19 protein-coding genes are annotated in these 23,068 nt (G+C 48.5%); 17 read left to right on the top strand and 2 right to left on the bottom strand.

What is annotated here, in order from left to right; translation table 11 throughout:
* Positions 1 to 14: 14 nt before the first annotated feature.
* From gshA to ACO0K3_RS17450, 12 genes are all read left to right on the top strand, one after another.
* Positions 15 to 1,313 (top strand): glutamate--cysteine ligase, encoded by a 1,299-nt coding sequence (gene gshA / locus ACO0K3_RS17505; protein WP_422986824.1) that lies wholly within the window; start codon positions 15 to 17, stop codon positions 1,311 to 1,313.
* Positions 1,314 to 1,334: 21 nt separating this feature from the next.
* Positions 1,335 to 1,571 (top strand): hypothetical protein, encoded by a 237-nt coding sequence (locus ACO0K3_RS17500; protein WP_422986822.1) that lies wholly within the window; start codon positions 1,335 to 1,337, stop codon positions 1,569 to 1,571.
* Between the two features lie 85 nt (positions 1,572 to 1,656).
* A complete protein-coding gene (gene gshB, locus ACO0K3_RS17495) occupies positions 1,657 to 2,604 on the top strand; it encodes a glutathione synthase (RefSeq protein ID WP_422986989.1) in 948 nt (315 codons plus the stop codon).
* Between the two features lie 166 nt (positions 2,605 to 2,770).
* Positions 2,771 to 3,178 (top strand): PTS sugar transporter subunit IIA, encoded by a 408-nt coding sequence (locus ACO0K3_RS17490; protein ID WP_422957854.1) that lies wholly within the window; start codon positions 2,771 to 2,773, stop codon positions 3,176 to 3,178.
* 44 nt (positions 3,179 to 3,222) lie between these two features.
* Entirely contained in the window at positions 3,223 to 3,492 is a 270-nt protein-coding gene (locus tag ACO0K3_RS17485) for an HPr family phosphocarrier protein (protein WP_422958792.1), read from the top strand.
* A 92-nt stretch (positions 3,493 to 3,584) separates the two neighbouring features.
* Positions 3,585 to 5,336 (top strand): phosphoenolpyruvate--protein phosphotransferase, encoded by a 1,752-nt coding sequence (ptsP, locus tag ACO0K3_RS17480; RefSeq protein ID WP_422986820.1) that lies wholly within the window; start codon positions 3,585 to 3,587, stop codon positions 5,334 to 5,336.
* Between the two features lie 318 nt (positions 5,337 to 5,654).
* Positions 5,655 to 6,818, top strand: coding sequence for a homoserine O-succinyltransferase MetX (metX, locus tag ACO0K3_RS17475; protein ID WP_422986818.1), 1,164 nt, complete (start codon positions 5,655 to 5,657; stop codon positions 6,816 to 6,818).
* Positions 6,815 to 7,417, top strand: a complete 603-nt coding sequence (metW, locus tag ACO0K3_RS17470; protein WP_422986816.1) for a methionine biosynthesis protein MetW — start codon at positions 6,815 to 6,817, stop codon at positions 7,415 to 7,417. Before metX ends, metW begins: the two co-directional genes overlap by 4 nt.
* Positions 7,418 to 7,558: 141 nt before the next feature.
* A complete protein-coding gene (locus ACO0K3_RS17465; protein WP_422986814.1) occupies positions 7,559 to 8,866 on the top strand; it encodes an AmpG family muropeptide MFS transporter in 1,308 nt (435 codons plus the stop codon).
* A 75-nt stretch (positions 8,867 to 8,941) separates the two neighbouring features.
* The gene (locus ACO0K3_RS17460) at positions 8,942 to 9,823 is read left to right on the top strand and encodes a M48 family metallopeptidase (RefSeq protein WP_422986812.1); all 882 of its coding nucleotides are present in this window, start codon (positions 8,942 to 8,944) and stop codon (positions 9,821 to 9,823) included.
* 673 nt (positions 9,824 to 10,496) lie between these two features.
* Positions 10,497 to 12,872 (top strand): TonB-dependent receptor, encoded by a 2,376-nt coding sequence (locus ACO0K3_RS17455; RefSeq protein ID WP_422986810.1) that lies wholly within the window; start codon positions 10,497 to 10,499, stop codon positions 12,870 to 12,872.
* 128 nt (positions 12,873 to 13,000) lie between these two features.
* Complete coding sequence (locus ACO0K3_RS17450) at positions 13,001 to 14,710, top strand: bifunctional metallophosphatase/5'-nucleotidase (protein WP_422986808.1); 1,710 nt, start codon at positions 13,001 to 13,003, stop codon at positions 14,708 to 14,710.
* A gap of 207 nt (positions 14,711 to 14,917) precedes the next feature.
* Here the strand turns inward: ACO0K3_RS17450 and ACO0K3_RS17445 are convergent, their stop codons facing one another.
* Positions 14,918 to 15,691 (bottom strand): exodeoxyribonuclease III, encoded by a 774-nt coding sequence (locus ACO0K3_RS17445; protein ID WP_422986806.1) that lies wholly within the window; start codon positions 15,689 to 15,691, stop codon positions 14,918 to 14,920.
* Positions 15,692 to 15,936: 245 nt separating this feature from the next.
* Here ACO0K3_RS17445 and pyrE point away from each other — a divergent pair, with 245 nt between their 5' ends.
* From pyrE to ACO0K3_RS17420, 5 genes are all read left to right on the top strand, one after another.
* Positions 15,937 to 16,602 (top strand): orotate phosphoribosyltransferase, encoded by a 666-nt coding sequence (gene pyrE / locus ACO0K3_RS17440; protein ID WP_422986804.1) that lies wholly within the window; start codon positions 15,937 to 15,939, stop codon positions 16,600 to 16,602.
* Positions 16,603 to 16,805: 203 nt separating this feature from the next.
* Positions 16,806 to 17,843 carry a GDP-mannose 4,6-dehydratase gene (gene gmd / locus ACO0K3_RS17435; RefSeq protein ID WP_422986802.1) on the top strand — a complete coding sequence of 346 codons (1,038 nt, stop codon included), beginning with the start codon at positions 16,806 to 16,808 and terminating at the stop codon, positions 17,841 to 17,843.
* Positions 17,821 to 18,753, top strand: a complete 933-nt coding sequence (locus ACO0K3_RS17430) for a GDP-mannose 4,6-dehydratase (RefSeq protein WP_422986800.1) — start codon at positions 17,821 to 17,823, stop codon at positions 18,751 to 18,753. Before gmd ends, ACO0K3_RS17430 begins: the two co-directional genes overlap by 23 nt.
* Positions 18,750 to 19,946, top strand: a complete 1,197-nt coding sequence (locus ACO0K3_RS17425) for a glycosyltransferase family 4 protein (RefSeq protein WP_422986798.1) — start codon at positions 18,750 to 18,752, stop codon at positions 19,944 to 19,946. Before ACO0K3_RS17430 ends, ACO0K3_RS17425 begins: the two co-directional genes overlap by 4 nt.
* Before the next feature lie 13 nt (positions 19,947 to 19,959).
* Positions 19,960 to 21,075 (top strand): glycosyltransferase family 4 protein, encoded by a 1,116-nt coding sequence (locus tag ACO0K3_RS17420; RefSeq protein ID WP_422986796.1) that lies wholly within the window; start codon positions 19,960 to 19,962, stop codon positions 21,073 to 21,075.
* Between the two features lie 21 nt (positions 21,076 to 21,096).
* Here the strand turns inward: ACO0K3_RS17420 and ACO0K3_RS17415 are convergent, their stop codons facing one another.
* The gene (locus ACO0K3_RS17415) at positions 21,097 to 23,040 is read right to left on the bottom strand and encodes a DUF7024 domain-containing protein (protein ID WP_422986794.1); all 1,944 of its coding nucleotides are present in this window, start codon (positions 23,038 to 23,040) and stop codon (positions 21,097 to 21,099) included.
* Between the last annotated feature and the right edge of the window lie 28 nt (positions 23,041 to 23,068).

Here is a 23,068-nt window from a genome sequence, read left to right as displayed (position 1 = left end):
ATCAAAAGGTCAATATGGTTCCGCATCTCGTCACCGCCCTCAACGGGCCCCTGCATGATCTAGAAAAGAAAATTCTTGAAGCCACACCGGCGATTGAACGCTGGTTCAGGCTCGAATGGCAGGAGCATACGCCGCCATTCTATTGCTCGGTTGATTTGCGTAATTCGGGCTTTAAGCTAGCCCCGGTAGACACTAATCTTTTCCCTGGCGGGTTTAATAATCTTTCGCAAGAAATGCTGCCACTCGCCGTGCAGGCCGCTATGGCCGCGATCGAAAAATATTGCCCCGATGCGAAAAATTTGCTGCTGATCCCTGAGCGCCATACCCGCAATGCTTTTTATTTGCAAAACGTGGCACGACAGATGCAGATTTATCGTCAGACCGGTCTGAACGTGCGTCTCGGTTCTCTATCCGAAGACATCAAGGAGCCAACGCCGGTTGATCTGCCCGATGGTACGCAACTTATTCTGGAGCCGCTGGAGCGCTCGGCCAATGGTCGTCGCCTCGGCCTGAAGAATTTCGATCCTTGTACCATCGTGTTAAACAATGATTTGTCCGCAGGGATTCCGGCGATTCTCGAAAATCTGAACGAGCAAACCTTGTTGCCGCCGCTGCACGCTGGTTGGGCCGTGCGTCGCAAGACCAATCATTTTTCAGCGTATGACGAGGTTGTTAAAAAATTTGCGAAGCTGGTTGATATTGATCCTTGGATGTTGAATCCTTACTTCGCGAAATGTCATGGGATTAACTTCCACGAAGGTACCGGGATTGATACGCTGGCGGCGACGGTCGATACCGTTCTGGCAAAGATACGCAAAAAATACAAAGAATACGGCATCAAAGAAAAACCCTTCGTCATTGTGAAAGCCGATGCTGGTACCTATGGCATGGGCGTTATGACGGTGCATGATTCAAGCGAAGTCCGTGATTTGAACCGTAAGCAGCGCAATAAAATGTCGGTCGTCAAAGATGGGCTGGAAGTCTCGGATGTCATCGTGCAGGAGGGCGTACACACCTTCGAGCAAATTAATGAATCGGTCGCTGAACCTGTTGTCTACATGATTGACCGTTATGTGGTCGGCGGCTTTTATCGCGTCCACGAAGATCGTGGCGTTGATGAAAATCTCAACGCACCTGGCATGCATTTTGTGCCGCTGGCGTTTGCCCAGCAGCACGCAGTGCCTGACATGAGGGCTAAGCCGGGAACTGCTGCACCGAACCGGTTTTATATGTATGGCGTTGTGGCGCGACTGGCGTTACTGGCGGCCTCGCTGGAGCTGGAAAGAACGGATCCGAATCCTGAAGTGTATTGAAGTATATTCATCAGAGCGTGTATGAGCAGCCAGAGCGATATGGAGCCGGATGATTCGGAAAAGCGTGTTCGTTTTGGCTGCGGTGCTCTGCTTGGCGTATTCGTTGGTATAGGTTTAGTGCTCGAGTATGTGGTTTCTTCTTTTGGATTAAAGCTTGGGATGGTTGTTGCCGCCATGCTTGTCTGTGGTTTCCTGGCGATGAAATATGGCGACGAGTTTTGGTATTCACTGAAAGACTGGCTCTGGCGTGAATGGTGAAACGGGTGAGCAGTTTAAGTAATCCTGCAAACTCAAAAAAACTTGTTTTGCTCTCATAAAAAACAGTAGTGTTCAATTAATGACTATGAAAATTGCCTTCCTGACCGACCCTCTCGATCAATTCAAAACCTACAAAGATTCGACCTTTGCGATGATGCGCGAGGCGGCGCAGCGAGGGTATGCCTTATATGCGTTCGGTCCCGAAGATATGGCGCTGGAAAGTGGTGTGGTTGTGGCAAATATTCGCCTCATCACACTCACGGGCGACGCTGATGACTGGTATCGTGCGGAGGCGCCCAAGGCGATGCGCCTGAGTGACTTTGATGCCGTCTTGCAGCGCAAGGATCCGCCATTTGACATGGAGTACATATACGCGACGTATTTGCTGGAGCTGGCTGAGCAGCAGGGTGCACGCGTATTTAATAAGCCGGCAGCGATCCGTAATCACAATGAAAAGCTAAGTATTGCGCAATTTAGCCAGTTCACTACGCCGACGCTGGTGACGCGGGATGAGCAAAGGATTCGCGCTTTCCATCAGACTCACCAGGAAATTATTCTGAAGCCGCTGGATGGCATGGGCGGCGCTGGCGTTTTCCGTATCCGTGCAGATGGCATGAACCTGGGATCGGTGATCGAGACACTGACGGAGAATGGTCGTCGTACCATCATGGTACAGCGCTATATTCCTGAGATCGTGCAGGGCGATAAACGGATTTTATTGATCGGCGGTAAGGTCGTGCCGTTTGCGCTGGCTCGTATTCCGCAGAACGGAGAAGTGCGCGGCAATCTGGCTGCCGGTGGTGTGGGTGTGGCGCAGGAATTGACGGCGCGGGATCTGGAAATTGCACAGACTTTGGCGCCAATACTGTACCAGCGTGGCCTGTTGCTGGTAGGATTAGATGTCATTGGGAATTATTTGACGGAAGTCAATGTCACCAGTCCGACATGCTTCCAAGAGATTACCCAGCAAAAAGGCTTCAATGTGGCGGGTATGTTCATCGACGCATTGGAGGCGGCAGTTAGCGGTAAATGAATTCCTTTTCTGCATTACGAGTATCCGGGTGAGGGTAGTAACAACCTCCGTGCAGCAGTTGTGTGAGATGAAAGAATTCATATACTCCTCTAGAGTATTTTTTAATGTCTAGATAAATAGTGCGGAGTAAGCATGGTTTTTGAGCATACTCCCCAGAAATGTGAAAATGGTCGGGATTCTTTTACTAACCCATGCGCCTTTAGGTTCGGCCTTTATCGAGGCCGCATCGCATGTGTTCCGGGGCAGGCCGGAGCGTCTGGAGGCGATTGATGTGATTGCTGATCAAAATATTGATCAGGTCAATCACCTCGCCCGTGAGGCCGTCAAACGTCTCGACGATGGCTCCGGTGTGCTGGTCATGACCGATATTTTGGGCGGTACGCCTTCGAATTGCTGCCGACAGCTCGGCGAGCCGGATCGGGTCGCCACGATTGCTGGCATTAGCATGCCGATGCTGTTGCGGGCGATCACCTATCGCCACGATACGCTGGATGTGGTGGTCGAAATGGCGCTGGCGGGCGGGCAAAACGGCGCACTGCGTGTCGATAGCCGAGTTCGTCTTTCTCCCCATTAGTTCTCCTTAATGTTGTTCGTTCTGTTCAAAAAAGTGAAAGCACAATGATCCAACAAGAAATCGAAATCGTGAACAAGCTTGGCCTGCACGCACGTGCTTCTGCCAAATTCACTCAGTTAGCGAGCAAATACAAAAGCGAAGTCTGGCTCACCCGCAACAACCGGCGTGTCAACGGCAAATCCATTATGGGCGTCATGATGCTAGCAGCAGGCAAAGGTAGCAAAGTCATGCTAGAGACCGAGGGTGAGGACGAACAAGCCTGTTTCGATGCCATCGTCGCGCTGATTAATGATAAGTTCGGCGAAGGCGAGTAGCGAGGTCAGCGGCCTACCTGCCTCATCAAACCAGTAGCGGGTAAGTTAAAGCAAAAATCACGATCGACATAAAAAGAACGAGGGGACAAAGCGTGGCGTCATTTACATTGCAAGGTATCCCCGTATCACGTGGCATCGCCATCGGCAGAGCGCATTTACTGCGCCCGGCAGCGCTCGATGTTCAGCATTATCTGGTCGCCCAGGAGCAAATCGAGGCGGAGGTCCAGCGCCTCAAGGACGCGCTGGTGCAAGTCCATAAAGAACTGCAAACAATTTGGGCTGATTTGCCACAGGATGCGCCGACCGAGCTGGGCGCCTTCCTCGATGTGCATGCCTTGATCCTGTCTGATCCGATGATTTCCGAAGCGCCGCTGGATATCATTCGTTCCCGCCACTACAACGCCGAGTGGGCGCTGGTCACCCAGATCGACGCCTTGTCAGCGCAGTTCGATGAGATTGAAGACGACTACCTGCGCGAACGCAAAGCCGATATCCAGCAAGTGGCGGAACGGGTACTCAAAGTCTTGACCGGCAGCGCACATGACTTGCCTCGTGAGGCTGGGATCGACGAGCGCAATGCCAATATGATCGTAGTAGCGCGGGATATTTCGCCCGCCGATATGATGCAATTCCGTGACGTCGCATTCGCTGGTTTTGTCACCGATGAAGGTGGTCAGAACTCTCACACCGCCATTGTTTCGCGTAGCCTTGGTATTCCGGCAGTGGTCGGTTTGGGCAATGCGTCCCGCCTGATTCAGCAGGATGACTGGCTGATTATCGACAGCGACGCAGGTGTCGTGATCGTCGCACCGACACCATTGGTGATTGAGGAATACCGTCTTCGCCTGGCAGCTTTGTTAAAAGCGCGTAAAAAATTAGCCAAACTCAAAAAAACTCCGGCGATTACCCAGGACGGGATAGAAATCACCTTGCTGGCGAATATCGAATTGCCGCAAGATGCGATCAGCGCAATGGAGGCGGGCGCCAGCGGTGTCGGGTTATTCCGTTCCGAGTTCCTGTTCATGGGGCGTACCGGTCAGGAGCAGCAATTACCGACCGAGGAAGAACAGTTCGTCGCCTATCGTGATGCCGTACTTGCGATGAAAGGCAAGCCTGTCACGATACGCACGCTGGACGTCGGCGCGGATAAACCGCTGGATACCAGCGATCATAATATTTTGAATCCGGCTCTGGGTTTGCGGGCGATTCGTTATTGTCTCGCCGAGCCGCAATTATTCTTGACGCAATTACGCGCGATTTTGCGCGCCTCAGCATTTGGCCCCGTGCATATCCTGATCCCGATGATGGCCCATGCCTTTGAGATTGATCAGTCTCTGGCCCTGATCGACCAGGCCAAGGAGTCTTTGCGTCACGAATCGCAAAAATTCGATGACACTGTGCCTGTCGGCGCCATGATCGAGGTGCCTGCTGCTGCGTTGAGCTTGCCGATGTTTGTGAAAAAACTGGATTTTCTCTCCATCGGTACCAATGATCTGATTCAATACACGCTCGCCATTGACCGCGCAGATCATGAGGTCGCACATTTATACAGCGATATTCATCCGGCGATTTTGCAGTTGCTGGCAATGACGGTGACCGCCGGACAGCGTGCCGAAATCCCGGTAGCGATTTGCGGCGGTATGGCGGGCGACCTGCGCCTCACGCGTTTGCTGATCGGAATGGGGTTCCGCGAACTTTCGATGCCCGCCGCTTTGTTGCCAGAGATTAAGCAAGAAATTCTGAACACGAACATCGGCAATCTTCAGGCACTGATTAAAAAAATCCTGCATTGCTATGATCCTGATGTGATTCAGGACTACCTGACACAGCTGGCATTGATCTGATGCTGAGCAGACGACACTCGATTCAAGAAATCCCAATGAATTTGGTGGAATTTCGCTGAATCAGATTGAATCTGATGAGGGGCGGTGCTTATCCGGCCTTGGCTGGTCAGGTTTGACGCCCGGCTCAGACTTCGCTATCCTTCTTATGTTGCGCCGATTTGAAATCAGCTTGCGGGCGCAGTTCTGACATTATTTCAGAACAATAAATACGGCTAAAGCGAGCTTGAATGCACGCAGTACCTCTCTCATTCAGCCCCCCTTTTAGCCTTCCTGTATTACAGTAAATCAGTAACCGAGATCAGATCTCTAGGAAGACGCATGACTACTAGTTCGTCAATAACCGATCATCGCGCTGCGAGCAGCGTCGGTATCGTGGAGCCGCAGGCGCTTCATTTTGCCGATGCACTGACTTTGCAAAGCGGTGCGACGATAACCGATTACACCCTGATGGTGGAAACCTATGGCACGTTAAATGCGGATAAATCGAATGCCGTATTGATTTGTCATGCATTGAATGCCTCGCATCACGTGGCTGGTGTGTATGCCGATCAGCCAAAGAATGTGGGCTGGTGGGACAACATGATTGGCCCGGGAAAACCGGTGGATACCAACCGGTTTTTTGTCATCGGTATCAATAATTTAGGCTCTTGTTTCGGTTCGACCGGACCGATGCATTCGAACCCCAGTACAGGGAAACCTTATGGCGCAGATTTCCCCGTTGTGACGGTGGAAGATTGGGTAAAAGCACAGGCATTGGTAGCAGACCGGCTTGGCATTCAGCAATTTGCAGCGGTTATGGGCGGTTCGCTAGGGGGCATGCAGGCACTGGCATGGAGTATGTTGTTCCCGGACCGCTTACGCCACTGTGTCGTGATTGCGTCGACCTCCAAATTGTCAGCGCAAAATATTGCGTTCAACGATGTCGCGCGGCAGGCAATCCTCACGGATCCAGATTTTCATGGCGGCGATTTTTATGCGCATGGTGTAGTACCACGGAGAGGCTTGCGGGTGGCGCGCATGATCGGGCACATCACCTACCTGTCTAACGACGATATGGCGGAAAAATTTGGACGTGATTTGAAGTCAGGCGAATATCAATTTGGCTTTGGCGTCGATTTTGAAATCGAATCGTATCTGCGTTATCAGGGCGATAAATTTTCAGATTATTTTGATGCAAATACGTATCTACTGATCACCAAGGCACTCGACTATTTTGATCCTGCCAGACAATTCGGTGGTGATTTAAGTAAAGCACTTGCGGGAACAAAGGCAAAATTTTTGCTCGCGTCGTTCACGACAGATTGGCGCTTTTCTCCGCAATGCAGCCGCGACATCGTGCAGGCGCTGGTCAGCAACCAGAGTACGGTCAGCTATGCAGAAATCGATGCGCCGCATGGACATGATGCATTCCTGCTCGATGACGCGCGCTATCTGAATCTGGTCGCTGCCTATTTCAACAATATCGCGCAGGAGCTGTCATGAATTTTTCTGAACTCAGTGAACTGCGTCCTGATCTGGCTTTTATCGCGCACTGGATCAAGCCAAAGGCGCGTATTCTCGACGTAGGCTGTGGTGATGGTGTGATGCTGGATTATCTGCAAAGTGATAAACAGTGTGCGGCCTACGGCATAGAAATCGCAGATGACAAAGTCCTCGCCTGCACTCAGCGTCGTGTCAACGTGATTCAGCAGGATATGGAAAATGGTCTCAGCATGTTTCAGGATAATGGTTTTGATACAGTGCTTTGTTTGTCTTCGCTACAGATGATGAAGCATGTCGAGCCCTTGCTGCGCGATATTGCCAGAGTAGGCCAGGAGGCGATTGTCTCGTTTCCGAATTTTGGTTATTGGCCGCATCGCACAGCCCTGTTGCGCGGCAAAATGCCAGTATCTAAATCTTTGCCGTATGAATGGTATGACACGCCAAACTTGCGCTGCGCGACGATTTACGATTTCGCCGATCTGGCGACTGAAGTAGGTCTGGAGGTATTGGAATGTGTCGCGTTGCATGAAGGTCGGCCAGTGACATTTTTACCGAATTTACGCGGTAGCCTTGCCGTATTTCGTTTGCGGAAAAAATAGCATTGCCAGTAGTCAGTCACGCTGGATTTGTACCATATTATTCAGCCTGTCCAGTTACGACTAACTACTACTAATTACAACTGATATCTTGTGTAGCCCGGCAGTGTGACCGGCTGGCATTCTTAACTTAGAAAAATCTGCATGAATAATAAGTACAACGGTCTGAGCAAAGTCTCGTCAGATAAAACGGAATCCGGCGGCTGGCAACAATACCTGAACCGGCGCATGCTGATCCTGGTTTTTTTAGGATTTAGCTCGGGATTGCCCTTATTTATTTTGATCAATCTGGTACAGGCCTGGTTATCCAAGTCAGGTCTGGATGTGAAGGCGATTGGATTATTTACCTTGGTGATGTTTCCTTATCCCTGGAAATTTATCTGGTCACCTTTGATGGATCGCTTCAGTTTTGGCAGTCTGGGCCGTCGACGCGGATGGATGATGCTGACACAAGTCGCCTTGTTCTTCGCTATAGGTAGTCTGGGCTGGCTGGACCCGGTGACGCAGTTGCCCGTCATTGCCGCTTTGGCGACTCTGGTGGCGTTCCTCTCCGCGAGTCAGGATATTGTGATCGACGCATTTGGTCGCGAGATTCTGGACGACAATGAGCAAGGTCTGGGCGCTGCGGTCAAGGTGAATGCGTATAAAGTTGCCGGACTGGTACCGGGTGCTTTGTCGTTGATTCTGGCTGACTTAATCAGCTGGCAGTGGGTGTTCTGGATCACCGCAGCTTTCATGTTGCCCGGATTGATGTGCACATTGCTGGTCAAGGAGCCGCAAGTCTATGGCGATCCTCCGAAGACCATTGAGGATGCGGTTATCTTGCCGTTCCGTGAATTCGTCACACGTGATGGTTGGGCCAATGCGGTCTGGATATTGAGCTTTATTTTCCTGTATCGCCTCGGCGACAGTATGGCCGCGACTCTGGCGACCAAATTTTTTATTGATCTCGGTTTTCAGTTGACGCAGATCGGTGCGATTGCCAAGGTCACATTATTCTGGGGTAGCATTGCCGGTGGCATTGTCGGCGGTATCTGGATGATCAAGCTTGGGATTAACCGTGCCTTGTGGATATTTGGCGTGGTGCAGGCGTTTAGCATTCTCGGTTTTGCTTTGCTGGCACATACTGGTCCGAACATGCTTTTACTCGGACTGACCCTGGCGTTTGAAGCGTTTGGCGTGGGGCTTGGTACTTCAGCCTTTGTCGCATTCATTGCCCGTACGACGGATCCTCGCTATACCGCAACGCAGTTTGCTTTGTTCACGAGCCTGGCCGCAGTACCGCGTACCTTTACCACGTCGCTGATTGGTTATATCGTCGCGCAGACAGGGTGGTTCCAATTCTTTCTCTTGTGTTTTTTGCTGGCGATTCCTGGATTACTGTTACTGTTTAAAGTCGCGCCTTGGAACGAAAAAAAAGTGTCGCCTGCGTTGGCTGGTGACCGCATCTGATTTTTCGATTTGTGACATCTTGATATTCTTTAGTTCGTTATTATGTCGTCGTCAAATGTGTCAGAGGTAGGAATAATGAAACGGATCTTTTGTTCAGTACTGATGCTCGCTCAGATGGCGGGTTTATCTGCGTATGCTCAATCACCTGAGCCGCAAGACGGTGTGAAAGTCGGCGAGATGTCGATTTTTCGTAAATTGGGCGGCGGTCTGGAATCACAGGCGGCGATGCAGTACCAGCAGACCCTGCAGCAGGCTCAGGGGCAGCATGCCTTAGGGCCAGATAATCACCCGCAAGTAATACGGCTGCGTGCGATTGCAGAAAAATTAAAGCCCTTTGCCATGCGCTGGAATCCTAAGGCGCCAGAATGGAAATGGGAAGTTAACCTGATCGCATCAAAACAAATTAATGCCTATTGCATGCCCGGTGGCAAGATTGCTTTTTATACGGGCATTCTTGATACGCTCAAATTAACGGATGATGAAGTGGCGATCGTCATGGGGCATGAGATTGCGCATGCCTTGCGTGAACACGGTGCTGAGCGTGCAGGTAAGGCCAGAGTTGCTAATTTTGGTGTCAAGCTTGCAGAAATTATTGCCGGTGCTAAAGGCTATGACCCGAATCTCGCCGGCTCAGTCGCCGGCGGTGCCGCTAATTTGGGTATGCTGAAATTTTCACGTGATGACGAAACAGAGGCGGACGTTGTTGGTCTCGACATTGCGGCACGTGCTGGTTACGATCCGCGTGCTGGCATTGCATTATGGCAAAAGATGTCCATCGTGAATAAAAGCGCACCACCGCAATGGCTCTCTACACATCCTGCCGGCAAAGACCGGATAGAGGAAATTCGTCGTCACTTACCCGAAGTCATGCCTCTGTATGCACACGCTAAGGGCCTCAACTCTGGCACCATTGCTCCCTACCGCAGTAATGTCAAACAGATCGCTGCGATCGATTGAACGGTGCTTGCCACTCCTATCTCTACCACTGCTTGACTCAAATCTGCACGGTAATGGTGCAAATTGTGCAGGTTTGTCTCATTTGTGACCTTTTTCTGCGAGTTTTTTCTTCATGTCACGAAGCCTTCATAATTGGCTGGCAGACTTTGCTTTTGTAAAAATTTGTTGTTAGACTTTACTTTGACATAGATATATCGGCTAAAAATTGCAAAAAATCCGCTGTTTTTTCTAAAGCATGTAGTGAGAAAAGAACGGTATTTGCGAATGGCATGCTTCCTGCTTTTTTGCTTTAAAGAAGGTATTTCAGTCTTCACGAGACATATTGCACTCTAAAAAATGGTGCGGTAACTGTGAAAATAGATTTTCCCGTTTTTTTTAAAAAATATAGCAATCGTTTGCGCGGTCTTCAGTTTTTTTCTTTTTGACTACAGGCAATCGTTTGCGCAATCCTGATAATAGGCTTATTTTTTTAGCATGTTAAATGCCCTAAAAAAGGGAGATGTTGTGGTACTACAACGCTCAGCCTAAGGATTGGAAGTAATTTTCAAATTTATTTGCAACATGTTTTTGTTTTGACTGAAGTCGATCAGCAATATTTCAAGCAGTGAAGAAATTGGTCCCTGATTTATCGTTTTGTAATGAATTCTAAAAACCCTTGATCCAGGAGTAGTAAATGAAGCAATCAAGAAATACATCAGCATTTCCGTCGCGTTTGTCGATGGTAGCTGTCGCTTGTCAACTGGTGTGTCTGAGTGCCTATGCGCAAACAACGCCGCCAGCAGAAACTAACGAACCAACTGATCCTAACCGTGTGACCATCACCGGTAAGAAAGTCGGTATGGGTTTGATGGTGCAAGAAATCGCGCCAAAAGCACGCAGCACGATCACAGCAGAAGAGTTGGCAAAACAGCGTCCGACCGGCAATGCGTACGAAGCTCTGGAACTGATGCCAGCAGTGAATAGCTACAACTACGATGCAACAGGCTTGTTCGGTGGCGGCTTGACATTGCGCGGCTTTAACAGCGATCAGATCGGTGCAACGATTAACGGCGTGCCGGTCAATGACTCCGGTAGCTTCTCTGTGTTCCCGCAAGAATTCGTGGATCAGGAAAATACTTGTACCCAGTTCGTAACACAAGGTTCAACAGACGTTGACTCTCCGCAGATCGGTGCGACTGGCGGTAACTTCGGTATCACTACTTGCGATCCTTCGAAGACAAAAAATATCCGCCTGATGCAAACGGTCGGTGGTTTGAATTTGTCTAAAACCTACGTACGTTATGACACAGGTATGCTGGATGAGCGCTCACGTTTCTTCATTTCCGTTTCTCATGCGCAAGCGGATAAGTGGAAAGGTGCAGGTGGTGCTAACCGTGATCACGTCGATATGGGATTCCGTGTTGATTTCGATCGTTTTAATTCGATCAACGGTACGATACTGTACAACAAAGCGATCAACCAAAATATCAGCACTTTTAACCTGGCTGATCTGGCTAAAAATGGTTACTACTACGATTACTCTACTCAGTTTATCGGTCACGTAGCGCCAACACCAGGTAAAGCTGGTAATGATCCTACACAAGCCAATGCTGACACTTATTATCAGCTGACAAAAAATCCGTTCCAGAACGTGATTGCATCCGCTGTTGGTAAATTCCGTTTAGGTGAAGATACTGATTTGAAAGTTACTCCATACTTCTGGTACGGATTTGGTACTGGCGGTGTGCAGCAACGTCTGCAAACGGAAGCTGCTTTCCTCAACCAGTCAACTGGAAAATTAACTGGTGCTGTTGACTTGAACGGTGACGGCGATACTTTGGATAAGGTAATTGTTGCTAACAGTAGCGTCACGCGTACGAATCGTCCTGGTATTACTGCATCATTGACACACACTTTCGGCAATCATCAGATTTTGGCTGGTTTTTGGGCTGAGCGCGCTGTGCATGAGCAATTTGGACCTATGGTAGCTGTTGATGCAAACGGCAATTCAAACGACGTCTGGTTGCGTGAAGGCCGTATTTTGCGCCCTGATGGTTCGCCGTTCCAAAGCCGCGATTGGAAAACAATCAGCACTGCTTACCAGTTCTTTGCACAGGACACAATCAGTATGATGGACGATAAACTGAGTATTAATATCGGTTTGCGTGCACCTACAATGAAGCGTGATTTTACTAACTATGCAAATGAAGGCTCTGCAGTCAGCTACAACATCAAGAAAACCTACTCTGAAGTATTGCCTCAGTTAGGTGCTCGTTACCAGATCGATTACAACAACTCCGTGTTCGCAAGCTTAGCTAAGAACATGAAAGTACCACCAAACTTTGTGTACGCCACAACAGGTAACGTTGTCGTAACAAATGGCGTTGCAACGATGCCCGTCGATGTGAAAGCAGAAACTTCGTATAACCTGGATCTGGGATATCGCTTACAAAGCGAAAAACTGACAGGTCAGTTCACGGTGTACTCTGTTGATTTCCGTGACCGTCAGGCCACTGCTTATGATCCGGTAACGAATCTGAGCAGTTTGACTAGCGTAGGTAAAGTTAAAACTCGCGGTTTTGAAGTTGAATTGGGTAATACGCCAGTCAACGGCTGGTCTTTCTACAGCTCTTTGGGTTACGCTAAGAGCGAAATTCAAGACAATCTGATCGTCAGCAAAACAGCAACTTTGCCAACAGCTGGTAAAGAAATGACATTGACACCAACTTGGAAGGCGGGACTGAGCGCGCAATATGAAACAGGTGCCTGGTACACACGTTTGAAAGCTAAATACACTGGTAAACAGTGGGCAACGATGACCAATGATGAATTGGTTCCTGCATATACAGTCGTTGGTTTTGATGCCGGTTATCAATTCCCAAATACGACATATCTGAAGAAGCCAACCATTCGTTTAAGTGTCAGTAATCTCTTGAATGAAGAGTACCGTAATCCATCCAGCTTCAACGTAACGAATGCTCTGGCATACGGCACAGCGGCTGGTAAGTCGGTATTCTATTACTTAGGTGCTCCTCGTTACGCTTCTGTAACGTTCTCAACAGATTTCTAATCTGACAGAGAAAAATGATCGTGATGACATTGAATTACTAACTCAATTCAATGCCATAACAATCTGATTTGTACTAGCCTGCAATATCGCACCGCGTTATTGCAGGCTTTATTTTTTTGGGAACCGATATGTTCAGCACGAAATCTGTCGCATCCATATTCACCGTCTTGTTAGTAACGGCCTGCGCTGCGCCAAAGCAGTCAACGGTTAGTCCCAGCCTTACCACCGAAATCACGATTTTCAGTATTAACGATTTTCACGGCAATCTGCAATCGGACAAGCCTGTTCCTTACCTGGCTCCGACGGAAGGGGCAACGTCGAATGGCAAGGGCGCAACTAAACCTGCAGGCGGTTATGCCTATCTTGCGAGTATTTTAAAAGAGCGTCGCAAGTTAGCACCGGCCAGCATACTCGTTGGCGCCGGTGACCTGATCGGTGCGTCACCGATAGGCTCATCGATACTCAAAGACGAGCCTGTGATTGAAGGCATGAATCAAATTGGACTGGATGTCACGTCGGTTGGTAATCACGAATTTGATGGTGGGCGCCAGGATCTGCAGCGCAAGATCAACGGTGATTGCCCTGCCAAGGGCTGTGAATTTCCAGGATTTAAGGGGGCTAAATTCGACTATATCGCGGCCAATGTGATTGATAAAGCGAGTGCGCAGCCGTGGTTGAAACCCTATGTCATCCGTCAGGTTGGTGATATTAAAGTCGCGTTTATCGGTGCGGTGACATCGGATACGCCTAATCTTGTCTCCGCCGAAGGTATCAAGACTTTGCAGTTCGATGAAGAAGCTGCGGCGATTAATCGCTACATTCCGGAGATTAAGGCGCAAGGCATCTCTGTGATTGTCGTGTTAATACATGAGGGTGCCAATTATGCAGGGGCAGCCAATGATCCTAGCTATCGGTGCGAAGGCCTAAAAGGACCGATTATTGATATCACCCGTCGATTGGATAAGGCTGTCACGATGGTAGTGTCAGGGCACTCGCATCAAGGCTATACCTGCAAAATTGATGGCCGTTTGGTGGTGCAGGCGCGCAGCTATGGCGCTTATCTGACTGAGACTAAGCTCACGATTAATCGTAGTAACAATCAGGTAGTGTCCGCCAATGCGACCAATTATCTGGTCGATCAGGGAGCATTGGTTGCGGATCCGATTGCACAACAACTGGTTGATAAGGTCGCTACGCTGACCTCAGAAATACGTCAACGTGTTGTGACGAAACTGGCTGCACCGTTGACTCGCTCAAGTGGTTCCCATGGATTTGACAGCGCTCTGGGCAATGTCATTTCAGACGCACAATTACAGTTCGGCTTACGCTTTGGTCCGGCTGATGTGTCATTTATGAATGCAGGCGGTATCCGCAGCGATTTACCTTCGGTGACGGATAGCAAAGAAGTCGACGTTACCTTCGGCGATATCTATGCCGTACAGCCATTTGGTAATGAGTTGGTCAGCATGAGTTTGACTGGCGAGCAGATCATCGCTTTACTTCAGCAGCAATGGGCGGGGCGTGATGCAGACGATCCTAAGAAGCTTTTTGTTTCTAACGGTTTTAGCTATCACTGGAACCCGGCGTCGGATATCTCTCAGCGTATTCAGGATCTGCGTGTACACGGTCAGCCTATCCAGCTAGCGCGTTCATACAAAGTGATTGTGAATAAATTCCTGGCCGACGGTGGCGATGGTTTCACCATATTCAAACAAGGCCAGCAGCGCCAGATCATCGGTCACGATCTGGAGGCGCTCGAGGTCTATGTGCAGGAACAGGGAAGCAAATTATCGGGTGTGAAAAAAGACCGGGTAATGCGCAGTGATGCCGTTAAATAATGACTGCCGATACTGACAAATTTCCGTCCGATATTAATAGATAATAAGGGGGAGTATGTCATTTCTTTGCATGATTCCGCAATAAAGATAAGCGGAATCATGCAATGCAATTGCATACTATAGAGGAGTATATAGATTTTCTTCTTTATTTTGTATGCGGCATGTCCGTCTCAGGATGGTAGCGATATCAGTTAGACAGACCTAGACTCAGGCATACTCAATGATCAGTGGCGCATGATCAGAAAAACGTTCTTCTTTATAAATAGAAGCATGCTTCGCCTTGGCCGCGATGCCAGCAGTTGCCACATGATAGTCAATGCGCCAGCCGACATTATTTGCCCAAGCCTGACCACGGTTGCTCCACCAGGTGTATGCGTCACCTGTTGTCTCCGGGTGTAAGCGGCGATACACGTCCACCCAACCCAGTTCATCAAACAAGGTCGTCATCCAGGCGCGTTCTTCAGGTAAAAAACCGGAATTTTTTTGATTACTTTTCCAGTTTTTCAGATCAATCTCTTTGTGAGCGATATTCCAGTCGCCGCAGATGACCAGCTCGCGCCCCTCCGCAATCAACGAGGCGAGATGCGGCATAAACAAATCCATAAAACGGAACTTTGCTTCCTGACGTTCAGGCGAGGAGGAGCCGGACGGGCAATACACCGAAATCACCGATAAGTTACCGAAATCACAGCGCACATAACGCCCCTCCGCATCAAATTCAGGGCTGCCAAAACCGATTGCTACCGCATCAGGTTTTTGCTTGCTATAGACGCCGGTACCCGAGTAACCCTTCTTCTCTGCATAATGAAAATGCCCGTGATAACCATGCGGCGTCAAAAAATCACCGGTCATATCCGGCTCCTGCGCCTTCAGTTCCTGCACACAAACGAAATCAGCCTGCTGTTGATTCATCCACTCAAAAAAGCCTTTTTTCGCTGCGGAACGTATGCCGTTGAGATTGGCGGAGATGATTTTTGTCATAGCAATATGATATCGGTTGAAATATAAGATAAAAAGAATACCAGATGATTCTGCGCTTGGGGTTTGTTGGGATTCAAATCGTATTCTCGCTTTGAAAGTCAGCATATCAACAGCTTGGGTCTGTCATCTAAAAAGAAGCTTGCCTCAGATCATAGTTTATACTTCTGGCTTTGGTGGTTAACCGCAATCTATTATGCTTGCCAGAGAGCCCACTCGACACTTTCTGACAGAAAAAAGAGCTCATTTTGAAAAATTTAAAACAAGAATTTATTCGCTTTTCGGTTGATGCCGGGGTTATTCGTTTTGGTGAATTTGTAACCAAAGCAGGGCGCAATTCCCCGTATTTTTTTAATGCGGGATTGTTCAACGACGGGGCAAATTTAGGACGTATTGCGGATTTTTATGCACAGACTTTACTCGATTCTGGCATTGAATTCGATATGCTGTTTGGCCCAGCATACAAGGGCATCACTCTGGCATCGGCTACCGCAGTTGCGCTCGCGGCAAAAGGTCGCAATGTACCATTTGCCTATAATCGTAAAGAAGCTAAAGACCACGGAGAGGGCGGTACCATCGTTGGTGCCGGATTAAAGGGGAAAGTCGTGATTATTGACGACGTTATTTCTGCGGGAACATCTGTGCGTGAATCGGTAGAAATGATTCGTCATGCTGGCGCAACCCCATCGGCAGTATTAATCGCTCTTGATCGTATGGAACGTTCGGGCAAGGATGGCGCCTTGTCTGCGCACTCGGCTGTTCAAGAGGTCAGTCAGACTTATGGTATGCCGGTCATCTCCATTGCCAACCTGAATGATTTGTTTGATTGTTTGTCCGCCGCAGGCGCAGATATTCAGACAGCCCGATACAAGGATGCGGTAGCTGCATATCGTCAGCGCTATGGCGCGATTTAACTCTTGATCTCGGGTTGAGGTCGCACTTTTACATTCTGTTGCCATTCTGATGCAAGAGTTTGTAAGGAAATCAAGTGACTATTGTATACTGAGCAATTGTGATCAACGTCACAGGTATATCTCGTCACGAGTGCCCACAATTGATTTGGTCGGTTGAAAAATAAGAAAAATTTGAATATTCGCCTCGGCGAAGAGGTTTATGAATGAGTAAAAAAGCATTAATCACTGGCATTACCGGGCAAGATGGCGCCTACCTCGCTGAGTTGTTGTTGGAAAAAGGCTATACGGTGTATGGCACTTATCGTCGTACCAGCTCGGTTAATTTTTGGCGTATTGCAGAATTAGGAATTGAAAACCATCCTGACTTACATCTGGTCGAATACGACTTGACGGATCTTTCAGCCAGTATTCGTCTATTGCAAACCACAGGTGTGACAGAGGTCTATAACCTTGCAGCACAAAGCTTTGTCGGAGTTTCTTTTGATCAGCCTTTGACTACAACAGAAATTACCGGGATCGGTGCACTGAATTTGCTCGAAGCAATCCGTATCGTGAACTCGGAGATCCGTTTTTATCAGGCATCCACCTCGGAGATGTTTGGCAAAGTGCAGGCGGTGCCTCAAATTGAATCTACCCCTTTTTATCCCCGTAGTCCTTACGGTGTAGCCAAGCTATATGCACACTGGATGACGATTAATTATCGTGAGTCCTATGGTATTTTTGGTTGCAGCGGTATTTTATTCAATCACGAGTCGCCGTTACGTGGTCGCGAATTTGTGACCCGTAAAATTACTGACTCTGTAGCCAAAATCAAACTGGGTAAGCTTGACTGTCTTGAGTTGGGCAACATGGATGCCAAGCGTGACTGGGGATTCGCTAAGGAATACGTAGAAGGCATGTGGCGCATGCTACAGGCCGATAAGCCAGATACGTTTGTTCTGGCAACTAACCGGACAGAAACCGTGCGTGACTTTGTCACCATGGCATTTAAGGCCGCAGATATTCAGTTGAAATGGCAAGGTGAAGCGGAAAACGAAACCGCCATTTGTACCAGGACGCATCAAGTGTTAGTCAGAGTCAATCCTAAGTTTTATCGCCCGGCAGAAGTGGAATTGCTAATCGGTAATCCACAAAAAGCGAAAGACGTATTGGGTTGGGAACCAAAAACAAGCTTAGAGCAATTATGCCAAATGATGGTCGAAGCCGACTTGCGCCGCAATGCCAATGGCAACTCCTTCTGATCCTGCCGGTAAGCCACGCGCCCTCATTACGGGACTGAGAGGTTTTACCGGGCACATCCTTTCTCTTGAATTACAAGCAGCCGGATATCAGGTTTTTGGTACGGTTCATGGTACTGATACACACGGCCCTGATGCGTATGCGGTTGATCTTTGTGACCGCCTGCGTCTGAAAGAAGTGATCTCCGAAGTTCAGCCAGATATCGTTGCTCATTTGGCTGCGATCTCGTTTGTGGCGCATGGTGATGCCGAGGCGATCTACCGTGTAAATGTGCTTGGTACCAGACACTTACTCGAGTCTCTTGCCAGCCTGGAGAAGCGACCCCGTGCCGTTTTATTGGCGAGTAGCGCCAATATCTACGGTAACACCAGAACAGAAATTATCAGTGAGCTTGAGCCTGCAATGCCAGCGAATGATTATGGCGTCAGCAAGCTTGCGATGGAGCATGTTGCACGGCTTTGGATGGATCAATTGCCGATTATCATTACGCGCCCGTTTAATTACACTGGGGTAGGACAATCAGAGAATTTTCTTTTACCAAAGATTGTCAGTCATTTTCGCCGCAAAGCCCGGCACATTGAATTAGGTAATCTCGACGTTGCCAGAGATTTTTCTGATGTTCGCATGGTGGCACAAGCGTACGCACGCTTGTTGGAGTTGGCACCTGCCGGCCAGACTTTTAATATCTGCTCCGGTACTTGCTACACGTTGCGTCAGATTATTAGTATGGCAGAGACCTTAGCCGGTTATGAGATCGATGTACGAGTTAATCCGGCGTTTGTCCGGGCGAATGAGGTACATAAACTGATGGGAGATCCATCCAAATTAGAGCAGTACATAGGTGAGTTACCGGCGATCCCTCTGCGAGATACGCTAGCGTGGATGCTGAACGCAGAGAGTGTGCCAGTATGAACATCATCTTATCTACCGAGGCGATTCGTCCGCCGTTGGCGGGTATAGGACGATATGCCTGGGAACTGGCAACACGCTTGCCGTTGCAGGCAGACATTGAGTCAGTCAGATATTTGTCTGATGGCCTCTGGACGGATTTACCTCAAATTAACTCTTCGACGGATCTTGTTAGTAACGCAGATAACAAGGCAGTAGAGCCACCTCCCGCACCAAAGCTCAATTATAAAGGCCGGATGCGTCAGCGCCTCGGACGCTTGCCGTTTGTCGCCAGAGCATACGGTGCACTGATCCCTCTGATGGCCAGTCGCCAGCTAAATAACGTTTCCAAGGGTATTTTTCACGGACCTAATTATTTCGTTCCGAATACTCGTCTGCCGAGCGTCGTGACAATCCATGATCTCTCTGTTTATCGCTATCCTCAATGGCACCCGAAAGCCCGGATTGATCGCATGCATATAGCGATACCTCAAGCGATCAAACGAGCCAGCTTGGTGTTAACCGATTCTCTCGCGACACGTCTGGAAGTTATTCAAGAATTCAGCTTGCAACCTGATCAGGTGCGTGCAATTCCACTTGGCGTTGATGAGGGGTTTTGTCCGCGTTCCGCAACAGAATTAACACCCGTACTGGCAAGATTTGGATTGCAATGTGATGGTTACAGTTTATTTGTATCGACGATAGAGCCGCGCAAAAATTTGCTCAATCTATTAGCGGCTTATCGCATGCTACCGCCTGTTACCCGAAATAACTGGCCTCTGGTGTTGGTTGGCGGCGAGGGGTGGCAAAGCGAAGAAATTCATCACCAGATTGACCGTGCCGTAACTGAGGGGTGGTTGAAATATCTTGGATTCGTAGACGAGCAATTTCTTCCACTTTTGTATGCCGGTTGTCGCTTATTTACTTATCCGTCGTGGTACGAGGGATTTGGCTTACCTATTGCTGAGGCAATGGCAAGTGGTGTACCAGTCCTCACATCGAACTGTTCTTCCATGCCTGAAGTGGCAGCTGGCGCGGCGATGCTGGTGGAGCCAGGTGATGTCACCTCTATTCATTCCGGCTTGAAAAAAGCACTGGAAGATAATCAGTGGCGCGCTATGGCAATTTCCAAGGGCTTGCAACGGGCTGCAGAATTGACGTGGGATGCCTGTGTGAAAAATACCGTGACCGCCTATAAGATGGTACAAAAATCATGATGAGTGTGCGACCATGAAAGTGCTGCATTTTTACCGCACCTATTACCCTGACAGCTTCGGTGGAGTAGAGCAGGTGATACGCCAGATGGTCGTTGGCACGGCACGACTAGGTGTCAGCGCGGAGGTATTAACTTTAACTCGCGATAAAAGCAACTTTGAACTCGAGTTTGAAGGACATCAGGTCCACCGCGCCCCGCTGAATTTTGAGATTGCCTCTACAGGATTCTCATGGACTGCCTTATCCAGGTTTAAAGAGTTAGCTAAAGCCGCAGATGTCGTTCATTATCATTTTCCATGGCCATTTATGGATGTGGCGCATTTTTTTGGCAATATTAAAAAACCGTCTGTGGTGACCTATCACTCAGATATTGTTCGTCAAAAATATTTGCTCAAACTCTACCAGCCATTGAAGCATTGTTTTTTAAACGATGTAGACAGAATTGTTGCTACGTCGCCGAATTATCTTGCTACTAGTCCGATATTGGAGCGTTACAAAGACAAGACAGAGATCATCACTTACGGCCTTGATAAAAGTATTTATCCTGCGCCCTCTATGCAACTGCTTGAGTACTGGCGTCAGCGGGTCGGTGAAAAATTCTTTTTGTTTGTCGGTATGCTTCGTTACTACAAGGGCTTGCACATCTTGCTAGAAGCGGCTGCCGGTAGCGATATTCCAGTAGTTATTGTCGGTGATGGTCCGGTAGAGGCAGATCTGAAGCGTCAGGCGCAAGCATTGGGTCTGAAGAATGTTCATTTTCTTGGTGCTTTACCAGAACCTGATAAGGTTGCCCTGCTGACTTTATGTTATGCGCTTGCATTTCCCTCACACCTGCGGTCAGAGGCATTTGGCATTTCTCTGTTAGAGGGAGCGATGTTTGGTAAGCCGATGATATCCAGCGAGATCGGGACGGGAACGACCTATATTAATATTGCAGATCAAACGGGATTAGTCGTACCGCCGAACGATCCTTTGGCCTTCAGGCAAGCGATGCGCTACTTAGTAGACCACCCGGCAGAGGCTGCTCAGATGGGGATCAAAGCCCAGCAACGTTATGACGAGCTATTTACCGCAGAGCAAATGTCGCGGAATTATCTCGGTCTTTATCAACGGGTACTTAACAAGCGTTAACGCCTGTTATCAACATCGAATTTATTTGAATGTAATAGATTTGATTGCGATACCGAGTTGGCGCACATCGTTACTGACGCCTAATTTTTTGCCCGATACTGCATCAGGTAAGACAAGATCAATCGTAGCGTCTTTACCTGGTTTCTCTGGCAAGTCCAGGACCATCACATGTCTTGAATGACTATCGTCGAACAGGTAGTTCGTCGTTGTTTTTCCATTGATCGTCAATGCTACTCTTTGCGTAATTTTTTGCACAAGGAAGCCACTCGCATCAATTTCTATTTGTTTAATTTGCTGCCCGTTGACCGGTAAAGGGCAGCGAATATGTACTGAATTCGCCTCAGTCCATGTGCCAAAATCTTCTGCAACGCTTAATCCCTGAGCCGTACAGGGATTGTTTTTGTTTAAGCTCGTAAAATTGATGGTATTAGCGATACCTAATTTTTTCGACAGACAGGAACCGTCCAGTACTACCAGCGAGTTCTCCGGTGCCGCACGACGGCAATTAACGTCAATATCGTAAGCAGAACCGGCCGAAGTAAAAATGCTGGCAACATAATTCCAGTCAGCGACATCAGCACTCAGAGCCAATACCCTTGGCGCCTGAAATAACCCGGTAGAAAACATATACGCTAAATGAGCATCTGATTTTGCTATCGCGTACACAAAATCGAATTTCCCCGGTATCTGAGAAGAGAACAATTTTCTACGGTCCAATAACTGGCGCTCTGTCTTTGCCACATCGGACGCACTGAATAAATGATGCGAGGGAAATACACACAAAAATGCAATAGTCGTGAATAAACAGGGCAGCAAAGGGCTGACGTAGTCTAGTATTTTTTTATCGTTATCACGCATCAGCCGAGGATGTAATTGATGTGTAACTAAAAATGCAAAAACGGCAGCTTCGATCAGGCTGACCGTATTCAGGCCAAAAACATATTTTTTGACTGCGTACTCCGAACCTAGACCAAGGTATAGTGCCAATACTTGAGCCATACAGAGTCCGGATACCCCCATTCCATACAGACCAATATATTTGACGGCTTTAAACCGGTCGGCAGATCCGGCTTCACGTAATAAAAACCAGATTCTACATAGCAGGCAAGAGCTGATGAAAATGATGCTGCTATAAATCAGATAGGTACTTGTTGCACTGATGTGCTGTACATGAAGCTCACCGTTATGTAGGCTGATCTGACGCATTCTGGCAAATGCAGGATGTAGAAATAACGCCGCGCTGGCAGCAAGAGTGTACCCGGCTGCATGGCTTCCAGAGAGCCATTTGTTCTTATTGGAATGCCATTGCTGATAAAGCTCAGATCCCAGCAAAGCAATATAAAAACACAATAATTCCAGCGCTGGTAGCAGATGAATGCCAACTGCAATGTAGATCGCCAGAATAAGGAAGCAATTGCGCCAGCCCTTTTTCGTTTCTGTATTGTCGAAGCGCAGAGTCAACGCAAGTACGATCAGGATGAAGGCTTGAGCGACAAGTTGCGCGAAAAAATAATTAACGTCAATCTCACTGGCATGCAGATCAAATTGCAAAAAATAGTGATTGATCAGTAAAAGTAAGCCCGAAGTAATATAGACGACGATCCTTGGCTTCGTCGGTAGGCTCGATAAGATATACGCGATGCTTGACCAGACCAGGAAGACTGAGAGCAATGCCGTTATATGCATCCCCCAAAACGGAGAATGAGTAATTTTACCGATCAGTGCAGCGATCAGGTGACTGCTGCGGGGATAAAAATTCATTTCTGCCAGACTGGCATCTCCGGCATACGGAATAATCCAGGAGTCAGATAGGCGTGCCGTGAGCGCATAGTGGTGCGCCAGATCGACTGAAAGACTGGATAGTGAGTCATACGACCAAATCAAGAGGCCCGCCGCAGTCATCAGTATCAACAGGAATTGAACAGTGATTGATACTTTGTGACTGCGTAGCAGGTGTCGGATCATGTCTGTTTTTGCGGATGGATTGAGAAAG

It is taken from the genome of Undibacterium sp. Rencai35W (assembly GCF_049340185.1).
GTDB lineage: Bacteria > Pseudomonadota > Gammaproteobacteria > Burkholderiales > Burkholderiaceae_D > Undibacterium.
The sequence above is the reverse complement of the archived record's forward strand: the minus strand, read 5'-3'. Positions and strand labels throughout refer to the sequence as shown.